At 57.6% G+C, this 14,670-nt stretch carries 13 protein-coding genes; 11 read left to right on the top strand and 2 right to left on the bottom strand.

Annotated features, from left to right (window positions below; all coding sequences use genetic code 11):
- The first annotated feature begins 7 nt into the window (after nt 1–7).
- Nucleotides 8–784: a hypothetical protein gene (locus tag AAC071_RS07605; protein WP_339831389.1), complete on the top strand. Its 777-nt coding sequence runs from the start codon at nt 8–10 to the stop codon at nt 782–784.
- Here AAC071_RS07605 and AAC071_RS07600 read toward each other — a convergent pair.
- Nucleotides 764–2,224: an O-antigen ligase family protein gene (locus tag AAC071_RS07600; protein ID WP_339831387.1), complete on the bottom strand. Its 1,461-nt coding sequence runs from the start codon at nt 2,222–2,224 to the stop codon at nt 764–766. The genes AAC071_RS07605 and AAC071_RS07600 overlap by 21 nt on opposite strands.
- Nucleotides 2,225–2,607: 383 nt before the next feature.
- Here AAC071_RS07600 and AAC071_RS07595 point away from each other — a divergent pair, with 383 nt between their 5' ends.
- The 7 genes from AAC071_RS07595 to AAC071_RS07565 all read left to right on the top strand — a co-directional run bounded on the left by AAC071_RS07595 (nt 2,608) and on the right by AAC071_RS07565 (nt 10,608).
- On the top strand, nt 2,608–3,240 hold the full coding sequence (locus tag AAC071_RS07595; RefSeq protein WP_339831385.1) for a transcriptional activator RfaH: 633 nt from the start codon (nt 2,608–2,610) through the stop codon (nt 3,238–3,240).
- 87 nt (nt 3,241–3,327) lie between these two features.
- Nucleotides 3,328–4,656 carry a nucleotide sugar dehydrogenase gene (locus AAC071_RS07590; RefSeq protein WP_339831384.1) on the top strand — a complete coding sequence of 443 codons (1,329 nt, stop codon included), beginning with the start codon at nt 3,328–3,330 and terminating at the stop codon, nt 4,654–4,656.
- Between the two features lie 79 nt (nt 4,657–4,735).
- Complete coding sequence (locus AAC071_RS07585; RefSeq protein WP_339831383.1) at nt 4,736–5,815, top strand: acyltransferase; 1,080 nt, start codon at nt 4,736–4,738, stop codon at nt 5,813–5,815.
- A 228-nt stretch (nt 5,816–6,043) separates the two neighbouring features.
- Entirely contained in the window at nt 6,044–7,348 is a 1,305-nt protein-coding gene (locus AAC071_RS07580) for a hypothetical protein (protein ID WP_339831382.1), read from the top strand.
- A gap of 68 nt (nt 7,349–7,416) precedes the next feature.
- The gene (locus AAC071_RS07575) at nt 7,417–8,616 is read left to right on the top strand and encodes a hypothetical protein (RefSeq protein WP_339831380.1); all 1,200 of its coding nucleotides are present in this window, start codon (nt 7,417–7,419) and stop codon (nt 8,614–8,616) included.
- A 32-nt stretch (nt 8,617–8,648) separates the two neighbouring features.
- A complete protein-coding gene (locus AAC071_RS07570; RefSeq protein ID WP_339831378.1) occupies nt 8,649–9,644 on the top strand; it encodes a glycosyltransferase in 996 nt (331 codons plus the stop codon).
- Between the two features lie 142 nt (nt 9,645–9,786).
- Complete coding sequence (locus tag AAC071_RS07565) at nt 9,787–10,608, top strand: methyltransferase domain-containing protein (RefSeq protein ID WP_339831375.1); 822 nt, start codon at nt 9,787–9,789, stop codon at nt 10,606–10,608.
- 275 nt (nt 10,609–10,883) lie between these two features.
- Here the strand turns inward: AAC071_RS07565 and AAC071_RS07560 are convergent.
- Nucleotides 10,884–11,644 (bottom strand): IS5 family transposase gene (locus tag AAC071_RS07560; protein WP_202895407.1). Its coding sequence is split into 2 segments (ribosomal slippage): nt 10,884–11,335 and nt 11,335–11,644, totalling 762 coding nucleotides; the frame shifts between segments, so codons are not numbered across the junction.
- 103 nt (nt 11,645–11,747) lie between these two features.
- On the opposite strand from AAC071_RS07560, the gene AAC071_RS07555 reads away from it, so the two are divergent.
- From AAC071_RS07555 to hisH, 3 genes are read left to right on the top strand one after another with little or no spacing between them, the layout of a single operon-like run.
- On the top strand, nt 11,748–12,872 hold the full coding sequence (locus AAC071_RS07555) for a glycosyltransferase (RefSeq protein ID WP_339831373.1): 1,125 nt from the start codon (nt 11,748–11,750) through the stop codon (nt 12,870–12,872).
- A gap of 49 nt (nt 12,873–12,921) precedes the next feature.
- Entirely contained in the window at nt 12,922–14,061 is a 1,140-nt protein-coding gene (locus AAC071_RS07550; protein WP_339831370.1) for an N-acetyl sugar amidotransferase, read from the top strand.
- A complete protein-coding gene (gene hisH, locus AAC071_RS07545; protein ID WP_339831368.1) occupies nt 14,058–14,669 on the top strand; it encodes an imidazole glycerol phosphate synthase subunit HisH in 612 nt (203 codons plus the stop codon). Before AAC071_RS07550 ends, hisH begins: the two co-directional genes overlap by 4 nt.
- Nucleotide 14,670: the final 1 nt, after the last annotated feature.

The following is a 14,670-nucleotide window of genomic DNA, read 5'->3' as shown; positions in this document are numbered from 1 at the left end:
GGCCGGCATGCGCATGGGCGGTGACGACATCAGGGGTCCCCGCGGTGAAAGGCCCTGGGGTGCGATCCTGGCCGCGCTGCTGCTCGGCGCGCTGCTGGCGGGGCTGAGCCTGCCGCGTATCGGTGCCCATGCATCGCTTGTCCCGGCCGCGGCGGCGGTTGCCGCGCTCGATTCGGGTGCGGCCATCGAGCCCGCGGCGCTCCAGGCCGCCTATGCCGCGCATGACGCGGCGCTGGCCTGGCAGGCCGACGATCCGCAGCTGCGCCGCGACCGGGCGCGGATTGCGCGGCGCCTGTCGGCCCTTGCCGATGCGAACGAGAATACCGATCCCGCGGAAGACGGGCGTGTTGACGTGCTGTCCGATGCGACCGCCTTGCGTGAGGCCGCTCTTGCCGATCTGCGCCTGGCCGCGGCCGCGGCGCCGGGCGACGGGTTGACCTGGGCCCTGCTGGCCGATGCCGGGCTTAACGCCGGGGTGTCACTTGAGGACGTGCTGCCGGCCTTGCGTCTGGCGCGGCTGACCGCGCCGCGCCGGGCCTCGGCGCTGCTGCTGCAGCACCGGATCGTGATGCGGCACTGGACGGCGATGCCCGACGAGATGCGCGCCCATGCGCTGGCCGATCTGCCGGCCTTGTGGCGGCGCGGACAGCTCCGGGGTTTTCTGGTCGCCAGCTATCTCGATGCCGGTTTTGCCGCGCGGGCGGCCTTCCGGGAACGGTTGAGCGAAGACCCGCGCGCGCTGCCGCAATTCGACCGCTTGCTGTCAGCCGCGCTCGGCACCTGACGCTTCCCCCGCGCCTTGTTCGGCCGTCGCCGCCCTTCGCTTGCGCGAGGGCGCCGACTGGGCGATGGCAAGCCCCATCATAAAGGCGTAGAGGACGGCCACCGCCGGGATCTGCAGGCTGAAATCGACCAGCGCGTGAAGACCGACCAGCAGCGTCGCGGCAACGCCGAGGGCCGGGTAAGCGCGGTCGCGCCGCCGCTCGCGCACGCCCCTGAAACAGATGGCGGCCAGCCAGAGGATGGCGAGATTGAGCGCCAGCGCTGCCGGCAGGCCGAGCTCGAGGGCGTTTTCGAGATAGCTGTTATGCGCCTTTTCCCAGAGCTTGAAGATATCCGGATCGTTGAGCCGATAGGCCTCGATCGCCTGTTCATAGGTGCCGGCGCCGGTCCCGGTCCAGGGCGTGGTCCCGATTGCCTCGATGGTGGTCGCGAAGATCGTCGATCTGAGATCATTGTCGAGTGAAAGGCCCTGCCTCTCGATGCGGTCGATGAAATTGCCGCCGCCGATCACCAGCGCGATGCCGACCACGATCAGGATCAGCAAGGCGATGGGACCGCGCCGGTTTGCGGCGCCCGCGCTGGACCGCAATTGCAGCATGGTAAGGCCGGCAAGCGCGACCAGTGTTGCCACAATGCCACCGCGCGAGGCGGTGAGGAAGAGCGCCAGCGCGATGGTCAGCATGGCGGCCGTCATCCAGCCCGACTGGAAGACCATGGTCTCGATCACCAGCGCCGCCTTCTGGCGGGCCGGGCGCGCCAGCGCCAGAATATGCCGGATGCGCTCAAGGAAGACCGAAACGGCGGCGAGAAGCGCCAGGCCGGCAAAGGTGGCGAAGGAGTTGCGGTTGACGAAGGTCGAGATCAGCGCATCGGGATGGGTGGCCAGGAGTTGCCCGAAGACCCAATGCGCGCCACCGAAATAGGCAAAGAGGCCATAGACCGCATAGAAACTGCCGATCGCGATGATGGCGCGCCGCGCCTGAGCCGCGCGTTCCGGCGCGCGGCCGAGCTGCAGGGCGAGCCAGAAGACCGCGCCATATGCGAGGAGGTTCGAGAGGGCGGCCCGCGTGGCGGAAGGGTCGATGCTGATGCGGGGGGTGATATCCTGCGCAAGTGCGGCCGATGCCTCGGCCCAGAGCGGGTCGCCCCATGAGGCGAAGGGCAGCGGCGCCGATTGTGCGGCGATCCAGAGGGTGACGGCGGCGAAAAGCAGGAAGGGCCCGCGAAGCCGGCGAATGACACCCCCCGAGGCGGACGGACGAAACATCGCCAGAAGCGCCCAGCCGATGAGCAGCAGGCCGGCAAACAGCGAAAGAAGCGCGGCGGGCAGGGGGCGGTTGCTGCCGAGCGGCAGCGGCGCCAGGGCGATGAGGGCGACGAGGCCCCGGAAAAGCCAGGTTTCGGCGGCGCTGGACGCGGTGCGAATGGGTGAGGCGGGCATAAGGCGGAAACCGGTGAGTGAATTCGCGCGGGCGCGAAGCTTGAAACGGAGGCGGCCGATGGTCTCAGGCTAGAGGAGGAAGCACAGGCCGTCAGCCTCGACATGCCGGGCTTATCACTTTGTCCCGTCGCTGGCTGCATAACAGGCATGCCTGCGGGACGGAATGCGGCGCGGTGCGTGCAAGCAAAACCGCAAGCCGGGCGTGACCCCGAATGCTGGCCTGTGACATTCCGCCAGTATTGGCGCGTCCAAAGGGCGTCTACGTTAATCATGAGGTGTAAAACCCGGCCGATCGGTGCGCGGATTGTGCTTCTGTCGTTGCGGTATGCTGCGGCGCCACGTAGTTTTGCACGGGATGGCCGATGCGGCCGGGGGGGCTGGAATTGAGTTTCGTATCAACAACTTGCGTTAACGCTCCCGCGCCGTTGGCGGCGGAGGCGGCGCTCCGTTCGAGCGGCGCGGCCGGGCAGCGCGCGGCGCTTCGTGCCCTTGATCGTGGCACCGGGCCGGGCGCGCAAGGCGCCGGCCGGCGCTGGTATGTCGCGGCCGTCAAGCCGGGCTGCGAGGACGCGGCCGAGCGGCATCTCGCGCGACAGGGCTTCGAGAGTTTCACGCCGCGTTGCCGCAAGACCGTGCGCCATGCGCGGCGCCAGATCGAGCGCCATGTGCCGCTCTTTCCGGGCTATCTGTTTGTCGCCTTCGATATTGCCGATTGCCCCTGGCGCTCGGTCAACGGCACTTTCGGCGTCCGCTCGCTGGTGATGGCCGGCGAGCGGCCGACCCCGGTGCCGCCGGGGCTGGTCGAGCATTTCATCGAAATGACAGACAATTCGGGTCTGATGGCGGCCGAGCTGCGGCCGGGCCAGCGCGTCGAGATCCTGTCGGGCCCCTTCGCGCAGCTGGTCGGAACGATCGAGCGGCTCGATGGCAAGGGCCGCGTCTGCGTGTTGCTGCGTCTCCTGAACGGCGAAAGCCCGGTTCTGATGGACCGCAGCGCCTTGTGGCCGGCGGCCTGAGGCACGACGGAACCGCCGCGCCGTTGCGGTGACAATGATTTTGCCCGGGGGCTTTCACCCTCGGGTGCGGTAGCAATGGAGATATTGATGACGAGTGGCGAGCTGATCCGGAAGCTCACCGACCGCAGCGCCCGGGTGGGCGTTGTCGGACTCGGATATGTCGGGCTGCCCTTCTGCATGGCTGCCGCGGGCAAGGGCCTCTCCACAACCGGTTTCGATATCGACCCGGACAAATGTGCGGCACTGGCCGCCGGCCGCAGCTATTTCGAACATATCGACGATGCGCTGGTCGCGCAGACGGTGGCGACCGGACGGTTCGAGGCGACCGCCGATTTTTCGCGCATGGGCGAGATGGACGTGATCGTCATCTGCGTGCCCACGCCGTTGACGCGCCACCGCGAGCCCGATCTGTCCTATCTGGTGCGCACCGGCGAGGACATCGCCAGATCGCTGCGGCCGGGGCAGATGGTGATCCTGGAATCGACCACCTATCCCGGCACGACCGAAGAGGTGCTCCGCCCCATTCTCGAGCGTCCGGGCCTCGCCGCGCATGAAGACTTTTTCCTCGCCTTTTCGCCCGAGCGCGAAGACCCCGGCAACGGCGCCTTCACCACCTCGACGATCCCCAAGGTCGTCGGCGCCGACACCGAGGCCGAGCGGCGCATCGCCGAGGTGTTCTATTCGATCTTCATCGACAAGGTGGTCGTGGTCTCGAGCACGCGCACGGCCGAGATGGTCAAGCTCAAGGAAAACATCTTCCGCAGCGTCAACATCGCGCTCGCAAACGAGATGAAAATCGTCTGCGAGGCGATGGATATCGACATCTGGGAGGTGATCGCGGCCGCCAGCACCAAACCCTTCGGCTACATGCCCTTCTATCCGGGGCCGGGCCTGGGCGGGCACTGCATTCCGATCGACCCCTTCTATCTCACCTGGAAGGCCCGCGAATACGACATCTCGACCCGCTTCATCGAGCTGGCCGGCGAGATCAACTCCGCCATGCCGCAGCGCGTGGTCGAGCGGCTGGCGCAGGCGCTGGACGCGCATGGCGGCAAGGGCCTCAACGGCGCGAAAGTGCTGATCGCCGGCATCGCCTACAAGAAGAATGTCGACGACATGCGCGAGAGCCCGGCGCTGAAGATCATCGAGCTTCTCGAGCGCCGCGGGGCGCGGGTCGCCTATTTCGATCCCTTCGTGCCGGTCATCCCGCAGACGCGGGAGCATGCGGAACTCGCCGGCTGGAAAAGCGTGGCCTGGCGCGCCGATCTCGCGGCCGATTACGACGCGGTGCTGATCGTGACCGATCACGACAATGTCGACTATGCCGCGCTTGTCGCGCATGCGCTGCTCATCGTCGACACGCGCAATGCCTGCCGTAAGGCGGGCGTGGCGGGCGGGAAGGTCGTGCAGGCGTGAGTGTGCGGTACTCCGAGCTTATAGGAAACATTGCTCGCGCGAATGCAGTATTGAAATTGAAAGCACTTGGTGTGTTGCGATGAAGGACAACCTGCCGTGGCTTGATTGGCTTCGATTTTTGGCGGCGTTTTGCGTCACACTCGCACATGCTCGCGGCCTTCTGTTTGTTGAGTACTCATCTTTGCAGGCGGACAGCCAGAGTTTCTTGGTTGGCATTTTCTTTGCTGCGACCCGGTTAGGGTATGAAGCGGTTGTGGTTTTTTTCGTCTTGAGTGGATACTTGGTGGGCGGCCGAGCATTTGAGCGGTCGCGCGCTGGGCAATTTCGAGGTTCGGACTACGCGCTGGATAGAATTACGCGAATTTTCCTCCCGCTGATCCCTGCCATAATTTTTACTTGGCTTGTTCAGGCGTTGGTTGGCGTGCCAGACGGAATTTCCATTGTGCTCGGGAATCTCTTTGCCCTGCAGGGATTGCTGGTCCCAGTAATGGACAGTAATGGACCGCTTTGGTCCCTATCTTATGAAATTTGGTTCTACTTGCTGTGCGGTGGAGTGGCTACCATAGTTTCTCGGGCTGGTTTCGTGCCGTTCTTCTTGGTGGTTTGCTCATTTATCGTATTCTCCGTTCTTGAACCATATCTCCTGTTTTCATGGCTGCTCGGCGTTGCTGTCTATATATGGAAGCCGACAGGCAGATCTGTTTTTGCTTTGCTCGCCGCAGTGACTTTGGCATCGACCGGCATTGTGTGCCTTCAACTTGGTTCTGAAGGTGCAATGCAAATCACTTGGACTTTCTTGCCGTCAAAAGGTTTTTCGACCTTAATACTTTCCGCGGGCATTGCGCTGCTCATCTCTCAGTTGGTTCTCATGTCTACCCCGCGCTCCGGCTTGAAAGTATTTTTCTATAAGCAGGGAACGATACTCGCTGACTTTTCCTATACTTTGTATCTCGTTCATTACCCTCTTTTTGTTTTTGCAGTACCAATGTTAGGGAAATCAGACCAGGTTACATCAATGGAGCTTCTTGCCTTATGCGGCATGATGCTAGTTTGTCTTATCTTTTCATATGTATTCTATCTCGCCTTCGAGCGACCTACGATGACGGTGCGGCGGCTATGCCGTCGGCTGCTGGTTCGCCGCCCTCAAAAGCTCGCTTAGCTCACGCGACAAAACGAAAATCACGGGCATTTAGTCTCTATGCGAAGATCTTCTCTGAATCTGACGACCCTTTTAGCAGGGAAATTTTTCAGTGTACCGCTGATTTTCTTGGCAGTTCTTATTAGTCATCTTCTTGTCGAAGACATTCACGCAAGAAACCTGACAACGTTTTCGCTGATTCTCGTGATTTTCAACGCATATGTTATGCGTTGTTCCGGCCGTGATCTGATGGTGTTTCTCTACCCGTCTGTATTCGCCGTCAACTACCTCTATGTGTCCCTCCTGATAGGGGCTGCTGGATTCTACGGTAACAAGATCGTTGTGCCATATATGGCAAGCTACTCGCTGAGCTGGGATGCATCGGTTGGTTCGATGTTATTCTTTGGGGGGGTGGTCGCTGCGATACTCTTGTTTTCGGACTACAAGGCACCTCAGGTATTTTGGCTCGAACGTCGACAACACGTTGGCGGCATTCTACTTTCTCTGCTGGGATTTTTTTTCGCGCTCTTGGTGTTCGCGGATGGGGAGATATTCTTTGCCGAACAGATAATTGGCGCCGTCTTTGCTGTTTATGTGCTTCAGGTTCTTGCCGTCAAGCAGCCTTCAACTCGGATAGTTCTGTATCTTTTAGCTTTTATTCCGTTTGCCTTAGCAATGGCACATTCGAAACGTGAGGCGATTTTTTTCCTCTATTCGATACTTGTGTTTGAAGTGATATTGGCGAAGAGACGGCAGTTGACCCTATCCCGAGTTAGTCTCGCTTTGAGTGGAGCAGTTGTACTTGGTTTCCTAGTCCTGATCATGACAGTGGTCAGGGCGTCGGCGATTTTTGGGGTGAGTGGAATCTCCAATATTCTACCCGCAGTCGCCGCATATCTCGAGTGGCATGACTTTTGGGGCTACTTTCTTCTCAATATTGAAGCAACGTACACGTATTTTCATGTCGTCAACGCTATAGATATGTCGTCAAAAGGTTTGGTTCCTCTGCTCTGGGGAGAGACCTATGCAAAGCTGTTCTATATATGGCTTCCCCGTGAGCTTGGTCTTTGGAAGCCGGACAGCGCTGTTCACTATTATACGACGCTCTTTTCATATGATGTCCGGCGAGAAGGCGGGTCATGGGGCGTTTCGATGCTCGGCGAGGCTTATATGAATTTCCGGTTCGCTGGGGCGATAGTGGTTGCGGGTTTGCTTTCTGGATTTGACTGGATATTCAGGAACTTTATTCTTCGGCCTCGCGGACGGGGGCTCCTCTATTCAGTTGGAGCGCTTTACTTCGGCGTGGCCGTTTTGACGTTTGCGAGAGGGTCGGGCCTTGAGCTTGCGTTTATTCAATGGGTGGTGACGATCGCGGCGGCGCTTCCATTTGCAATTGTGTTGGGGTTCGGCAAACGAGTTACTGCATTGTGGAGGCGCAGTGGGACCTTCGAGGCAAGGCGCGTTCTAAGTGAGGCTTCGAGGGCGTCATCTCGATCTATTACGACTTCGCTATATAGATCTGAACGCTCAGAAAGAGGCAGCCGGGGCGCATGACGAGGCCCCGCCATCTCTTCGGTGATGGCTCTTGGGTTGTCGCCGGACAAGTTGTGGCAGCTAGTGCCATGTTGGCCTCGCTCAAAGTGTGGGCAACGTATCTTGCGCCCGCTGAAGTTGGGCTGATGGGCCTGGCGGTTGGCATATCGTCCATTTTTGTGGGGATTGCGATCGGGCCTGTGACGCAAGTCGTATTGGTCAACCGCGTCAGGTATCAGGACAGGGATGTATCGTTTCAGGTCAGTGCAGCCGATCTTGTGTTGAGGGGGTGTCTTCTCGCCGTTCTCATGCTGACTGTGTTCGGCGTTCCAATATCGTTTTGCCTGGGTCTGAGCTCGTGGTTGCCGCTGCTGGTAGCTAGCCTTGTTGTCGTTGAGGGCTATCGGGCCTTCGAAATGGCTCTGCTCGCCGCACAAAGAAGGCAGAGGGACACAGCTGTTGTTTACGGCGGCGATGCATGTGCGCGTCTTGCCGGGCTGTGGTTCATGTTGCATTTCTTTGCCGGAACTGCCGAAATGGCTATGTTGGGCACAGTTGCTGGCGCCGCGGTCTTCACCGTCGTCTCCGGCTTTTTCCTGCGCCGTGAGGCGTTGGCGGCTTTCTTACGTATTCGTACCGGTGCTCACCCCGAAATCCGGAAGTCGATTCTTCACTTGGCAAAGCCCCTGTTCCCGGCGGCTGTCCTTTCCAATACAACAGAAATGCTGGGCCGTTATGTTGTCGCCCTGACGGCGGGTCTCGGCGCGGCAGGTCTATTCGTTATCGGTTATGGGCTGGTCAAGCGTCCCTATGGACTTGTGAACGGAGTGACCGACTGGACCATGCGGCCGGCACTCGCCGGGGCACTTGCAGACAAGGAAGCCGAGAAAGCCGCACATGTGAGGCTTGCCTGGCTTGGTGCCGGTGGCGGTATTGCCGCCTTGGGGGTGGTGCTCTTCTATCTTCTGGACGAGCTGATTGTGCATGTTCTGCTGTCACCCGAATATGTTGAACTCGCGGAACTGCTGATTTGGTTTGCGGTTGCGGTCACCCTCTTCAACATTGCGAATATATTTGGCGGGTTTTCTCTTGTGGCTGGCAAATCGCGCCAGCTGCTGATCAATAGCGCATCCGGGGCTATTGCGTGTACTGCCCTGACTGTACTCCTTACGCTGTGCTTCGGTCTGAAGGGTGCCGTCCTTGCGCTTGTTGGCGGCTACGCGATCCAGTTGATCGTTTCCATAGCCGGATATGTTCGCACATCCGATTCTGGGCGTGACAGATCGTGATGAAGCGAGTCGTCATATTGCAGAATGAGGTCATGGAATACCGTAAGCCGGTGTTTGACGGTCTCGCCAGGCACTATGACGTCACTGTGGTGCACACGGGGCGTCCTAGTGTTGGTGAAAACAATATCTATGCCGAGACGATTGTATCGAGCCGCAAGATTGGCCCTTTCTTTATTCAGAGCCCGGTTCAAGTTCGTCGCGCTGTGGCGCATGCTGACGCCGTCATTGCGATGTTCGATTTGCATTGGCCGATCTATCTTTCTTCCGTCGCGAGGTGTGATGGCAGGAACATTCTATGGGGCCATCGATATAGTGAGAATCATACGGCCAACCGCGTTCGGGACTGGCTGATGAAGAAAGCCGATGGTTTGCTTATGTATGGATCAGAGGATATCGATTTGATGATCGCGCGGGGTGTTAGGCCGGAGCGCATTTTCATGGGGTGGAATACGATTCATATTCCGAACCATCGTGACTATAGCCAGCAACAGAAAAGTAGCTTGCTCTTTGTCGGTCGTCTCCAACCCAGAAAGCGAATCGATGATCTGATTTCATCCTTTGCTCGCTGTTTAAGTCGAATCCCGCAACATGTGGTTCTGGACATTGTCGGTAGCGGGGATATGGAGCCAGAGCTCAAAGCTCTTGTGGAAAAGCTCGGCTTGTCGAAGCGTGTGCACTTTCATGGGGCTGTTGTGGATCATGAGGCATTAGCTAGCTTGTTTTCGACAGCTTTCGCCTACGTGTCGCCGGGCCCCGTAGGGCTGGGTGCCTTGCACAGTTTCGCCTATGGCGTGCCGGTCATAACTTGTCGAGAGGAGCGGCATGGGCCGGAGTTCGAGAACGTCCGGAATGAAGAAAATGCCATCGTTTACGGCAATCCCGGTGAACTTGATCAGGCCATCACGAAAATATGCAGGCAGTCGGACCTGTCCTCTCGGCTTGGGCGTTGCGCCTACCGGCAGTATGAGGCCCGGTCACTCGAGTGCATGCTTCGTGGATTCCACGACGCTATTGAAGGAGTCTCGTAAGGGGGAACTAAAAAGTGCGCTCCAGACTCACGTTTCATAGACAGAAAGACCAGGTTGGCGTGATGTGGGATGCGTTCATTATTGTCGGGTTTGAGAAAGTGGAAATATACATTTGACCGCAGACTTATGCGGGGAGTTTCTGATGGACAGCTTAAGTGACATAGACATCGGTCCATATCTTCGGGGCGAGAAACTGATCGGAAACGACTACGATGAACTGAGTATCCAACGATGGTTCTCTGATGAAGCCGAGGGATACGCAAACCTCGGAGCCAAAGACCACGAATCCTACGTGTACGGTTACCACGCGCTCAATCAGAAGCACGGCTTTTCGCAATTGCCGGACGGGCCGATCGCCCATGCGCTGGGATTCGGAAGTGCTTACGCTGAAGAACTCGCGCCAATTTTGGATCGACTGGGACATATCACCATTCTTGATCCAAGCGATCAGCTGAAAGTCGCAGAGATTCGGGGGATACCGGTGAGCTACAAGAAGCCGAACTCTCTTGGAGTGATCGAATTTCCAGATTCTACCTTCGACCTAATTACCTGCTTCGGTGTTTTGCATCATATTCCAAACGTATCGTATGTCACCTCGGAGATGGGCAGGGTTTTGTGTCCAGGGGGGTACCTGCTTTTGCGAGAGCCTTCGGTTAGTATGGGTGACTGGCGAAAACCTCGGCGCGGACTGACGGCCAGAGAACGCGGAATACCAGAAAAGATCATGCAGGCGTCGCTGGACGCAGCCGGACTTGAGATCATTTCGAAGGCCTATTGTGACTTCTCGCCTCTCCCGCGTCTTGCGGAGATGCTTGGCCTCACCGAAATTTATAACTCGGCAGTGTTGACCCAGATTGACGCTTTGGCCGGTCGACTTTTCGCATGGAACAAACGTTATCATCGCACGAGCGCAATTCATAGCGTCGCTCCTGCATCGATATTTTGGGTCTGCCGCAAATCGTAAGCGTTTGCAGATGGTTGGTACTGGAATTTGGTGGTCTGTGGCTGCCCCTCGTGCAACTGCTTTGAGACATTCAACATACCTAACGAATTCGATAAATTGATGTTGGTTTACGCGGGTTCGAACAAAAGAGCCGATTGGGTCGCTCCAATCTCGAAACGGACTCTCCAACGTGTTAGCCGCGCAGTGATGCTGCGCCTGCCGGCAGTATGAGGCCCGGTCACTCGAGTGCATGCTTCGTGGATTCCGCGACGCTATTGAGGCCGCAAGTCACTAGGTCATGTTGACAAACTTCTGACCCAGAGGCGAGCAGCAACTATTTGAATGAAGCCGAGGTAGCTTGCGGCGGTTTTGTCATATCGTGTTGCGAAGCGGCGTGAGCATTTGAGCTTGTTGAAACACCGCTCCACCCGGTTTCTCAAAGCATATGTGATGGCATCAAACCGGATCGGGACTTTGCGATTGGCCTTGCCTGGAATGACAGGCGTTCCGCCGCGATTGGTGATTGTCGTGCGGATGTGGTCACTGTCATAGCCGCGGTCGGCCAGAAACACTTTGGCATTGGGCAGATCATCATCGACCAGAACATCAAAGCCCTTGAAATCAGAGACCTCACCGCCGGTTATCTCAGCCCTGACAGGAAGTCCGTGAGCGTTGGTAATGAGGTGGACCTTGGTCGTAAAGCCACCTTTTGAGCGGCCAAAACCCTCTTTTTGAGTCCCCCTTTTGCGCCCGCTGCCAAGTGGTGCGCCCGGATTATTGTGCTGTCGATCATCTGAACTTGTTCGGGCATGGTCCCGCTCTCATTGAGAGCCTCCAGGATCATGTCCCACAGCCCTGCCAAGGTCCACCGCCGGAACTGGCGATAGACACTGGACCACTTGCCGAACTCTTCGGGCAAATCCCGCCAAGGCGAACCAGTGCGCGCGATCCAGAACACAGCATCAAGAATACGGCGATGATCCGATGCGGGACGTCCTCCGCGACCTCGAATGGCAATCAAAAAGGGTTCGAAAAATACCCACTCGGCATCTTCCATCAACAAACGCGCCACGATAGCCTCCGCAAAAGCTATCTTGAATCAGAGTTCAGGTGATTTGGGAATCCAGTTTGTCAACAGAACCTAGGAGCTAGACGAACACGTGGCAACCATTGTGATAAACGCCCTCAACTCCAATTCAGGTGGTGGGGGGAGCATAAGGGACAGCTATCTGACTCTGCTGAACCGGCAACGCCTGCACGACCAGTACATAGTCATAACATCAGCCCCGAAAGGTCTGTCTTTTCTTGATAATCCGAGGATCGAGGTTAAGGAAATGCCCGGGCTCCTCGGCAGTACAATCATGGCGCCGTTGGTCTACGGGTTTGTGCTCGGCCGCCTGATTGAAAATTGGGGGGCAGACGCTGTTCTGAACCTGGGCGATCTCATCATCGATACGGCGGTGAAGCAGCTTTATATCTTCGATTGGCCCTATGCGCTTGAGGTTCACCCGGAAGTCTGGGCGGGAATGACGTTGCGCGACTGGATCGTGCGCAGGGCAAAACTCTGGCTGCTGACAAGAAATTTTCATCGAGCCAATATCGTTGTTGCTCAGACCGGCGGCATCAGGGAAATGCTGATCGAAAAGTATCGGCTCAGGGATGTTCGGGTTATCGGCAATGCAGCGACCGTTGACGAAGCTTCGTCTTGGTCTGCGGTCAAATTCGACCTGCCCGATGGAGTGAAACTTCTGTCGCCGAGTGTGTACTATCCGCATAAGAACCTCGAAGTGCTGCTTGGTGTTGCGGATGCCATACGGTCCCGGGATCTAAACTATCGAATAGTGGTCACCATAAATCCGGACAGTAAGGCTGCAGCAAAATTTCTGGCAGAGATTTGGAGCCGTGGTCTCGAAGGTGTGATTTGCAATGTCGGGCAGGTGTCGTTGGCAAGTATGCCAAGTCTATACAAACAATGCGACGCAGTAATAATGCCCACGCTTTTGGAGAGTTTCAGTATCGTCTATCTGGAAGCGATGCACTACCGGCTGCCAATTCTTACAAGTGACATGTGGTTCTCACGTTCGGTTTGTGGAAACGCCGCAAAGTATTTCGATCCATTTGATGCGCAAGAAATACTGTCGTCTGTCGAGGAGATATTCCTCGATGAAAGCAAGAGATCGGCATTGGTTGAGGCCGGAGTCCACCGCCTGGAGACATTTCCGACGTGGAAAGAGAACTTCGAGACCTATCAATCCACAATGGCCGAACTGTCGAAAGGAACGTGATGCAGGTTCTGCATGAAGAGGCAGGTTCTCTGCGGGAGGAAACGGGTCTATGACCAACCGGCCCCATCAAATCTGCACGAACTGCGTGATGGACACGACGGACAGCGCCATCGTGTTCGACGAGAAGAGTGTTTGCGATCATTGCAACACGTTCTACAGCAAGGTGAAGCCGAACTGGCACACGGATGAGCGCGGCAGGGCTGCGCTCGACAGGATGGTCGAGAAGATCAGGGCCGATGGGCAGGGCAAGGATTTCGATTGCATCATTGGTATGAGCGGGGGCATCGACAGCTCCTATCTGACATATGCGGCGAAGGAGCTGCTGGGGCTTCGGCCGCTCGTCTTTCATGTCGATGCCGGATGGAATTCGCAGATCGCCGTCAACAATATCGAGAAGGTGGTGGACGGGCTGGGGCTCGATCTCTTCACGGAAGTTATCGACTGGGAGGAGATGAAGGATCTTCAGCGGGCATTCTTTCGCTCGGGCGTGCCGCATATAGATACGCCGCAGGATCATGCCTTCTTTGCGACCATGTACAAGTTCGCGCTCGAACACGGTGTGCGGAATATGTTGACGGGTGCGAACCTGTCCACGGAATGTATCCGCAACCCTATCGAGTGGATGTATTACCAGTCCGATTCCCGGCAGATACGCGATATCCATCGCCGGTTCGGCGAGAAACCGCTGCGCAATTTTCCCCTCACCTCCATTCTCTGGCACAAGGTTTGGCTCCCTTATGTCCGGGGAATCGAGGTTTTGCGGCCGCTGAACTTCATGCCTTATATCAAGGCAGATGCGCGGCTGCTGCTGATGGACCGCTTCGGTTGGCAGCCCTATCCGCAGAAGCATTTCGAGTCACGTTTCACGCGGTTCTACGAAAGCTACTGGTTACCTGAGCGGTTCGGATACGATGTGCGCAAGGTTCAGTTTTCAAGTCTGATCGTGACGGATCAAATGACTCGCGATGAGGCGCTGGCGGAGCTCAGTAACCCTTCCTACGACAAGGAAACGATAGGACAAGAGATCGAGTTTGTGGCGAACAAACTGGATATCAGCGTCGAAGAGCTGATGAATTACATGGCGCTGCCGAAGAAGACATATCGAGACTATCGGAACCAGGAGGAAGTCTACAGGTTCGGTGCCCGGATCATGCGGATGGTCGGGCTGGAACTCGGAGGCAAGAGGTGATCGGCATCGTCGATTACGGACTGGGCAATGTCTGCGCCTTTGAGAATATCTACAGGCGGCTTGGAATCAATGCGGCGGCTGTGCGCACAGAAGCTCAGCTGGAAACCGCCGAGCGGCTTATCCTGCCGGGGGTGGGAGCCTTCGATTGGGCGATGGAGCGGCTGGCGTCCTCCGGCATGCTCTCTGTGCTGGACAGGCGGGTGCGGGTCGACAGTGTTCCCGTACTCGGCGTATGTGTCGGCATGCAGATCATGGCGCGTGGCAGTGATGAGGGAATGAAGCCCGGCCTCGGATGGGTTGCCGCCGACGTGAAGCGGTTTGACGATAGCTGGTTCAAGGGCAACGCCTGCCTGCCGCATATGGGATGGAACGATGTTGCCCCAAAACCGGGCTGCCCTCTGTTTCGCGATATTTCCGACCCCCAGTTCTACTTTCTGCATTCCTACTTTTTCAAACCGGATTCTGAGGAATGCATATTCGGCACGACCGTGTACGGAAAGCCGTTCGCATCCGCGATTGCACAGGGTCATATCTGGGCAACCCAGTTTCATCCCGAAAAGAGCCATGACTGGGGCATTCGTCTGCTGAAGAATTTTGCCGAGGTCTGAT

It is taken from the genome of uncultured Parvibaculum sp. (genome assembly GCF_963975745.1).
GTDB lineage: Bacteria > Pseudomonadota > Alphaproteobacteria > Parvibaculales > Parvibaculaceae > Parvibaculum.
Note: the sequence above shows the minus strand (reverse complement) of the source record. Positions and strands in the feature narration are given on the sequence as shown.

What these genes read in the sequence shown, in the direction of transcription:
- AAC071_RS07605 (WP_339831389.1), top strand. Translation starts at nt 8, where the DNA reads ATGCGCATGGGCGGTGACGACATCAGGGGTCCCCGCGGTGAAAGGCCC.
- AAC071_RS07600 (WP_339831387.1), bottom strand. Translation starts at nt 2,224, where the DNA reads ATGCCCGCCTCACCCATTCGCACCGCGTCCAGCGCCGCCGAAACCTGG.
- AAC071_RS07590 (WP_339831384.1), top strand. Translation starts at nt 3,328, where the DNA reads ATGACGAGTGGCGAGCTGATCCGGAAGCTCACCGACCGCAGCGCCCGG.
- AAC071_RS07585 (WP_339831383.1), top strand. Translation starts at nt 4,736, where the DNA reads ATGAAGGACAACCTGCCGTGGCTTGATTGGCTTCGATTTTTGGCGGCG.
- AAC071_RS07580 (WP_339831382.1), top strand. Translation starts at nt 6,044, where the DNA reads ATGGTGTTTCTCTACCCGTCTGTATTCGCCGTCAACTACCTCTATGTG.
- AAC071_RS07575 (WP_339831380.1), top strand. Translation starts at nt 7,417, where the DNA reads ATGTTGGCCTCGCTCAAAGTGTGGGCAACGTATCTTGCGCCCGCTGAA.
- AAC071_RS07570 (WP_339831378.1), top strand. Translation starts at nt 8,649, where the DNA reads ATGGAATACCGTAAGCCGGTGTTTGACGGTCTCGCCAGGCACTATGAC.
- AAC071_RS07565 (WP_339831375.1), top strand. Translation starts at nt 9,787, where the DNA reads ATGGACAGCTTAAGTGACATAGACATCGGTCCATATCTTCGGGGCGAG.
- AAC071_RS07550 (WP_339831370.1), top strand. Translation starts at nt 12,922, where the DNA reads ATGACCAACCGGCCCCATCAAATCTGCACGAACTGCGTGATGGACACG.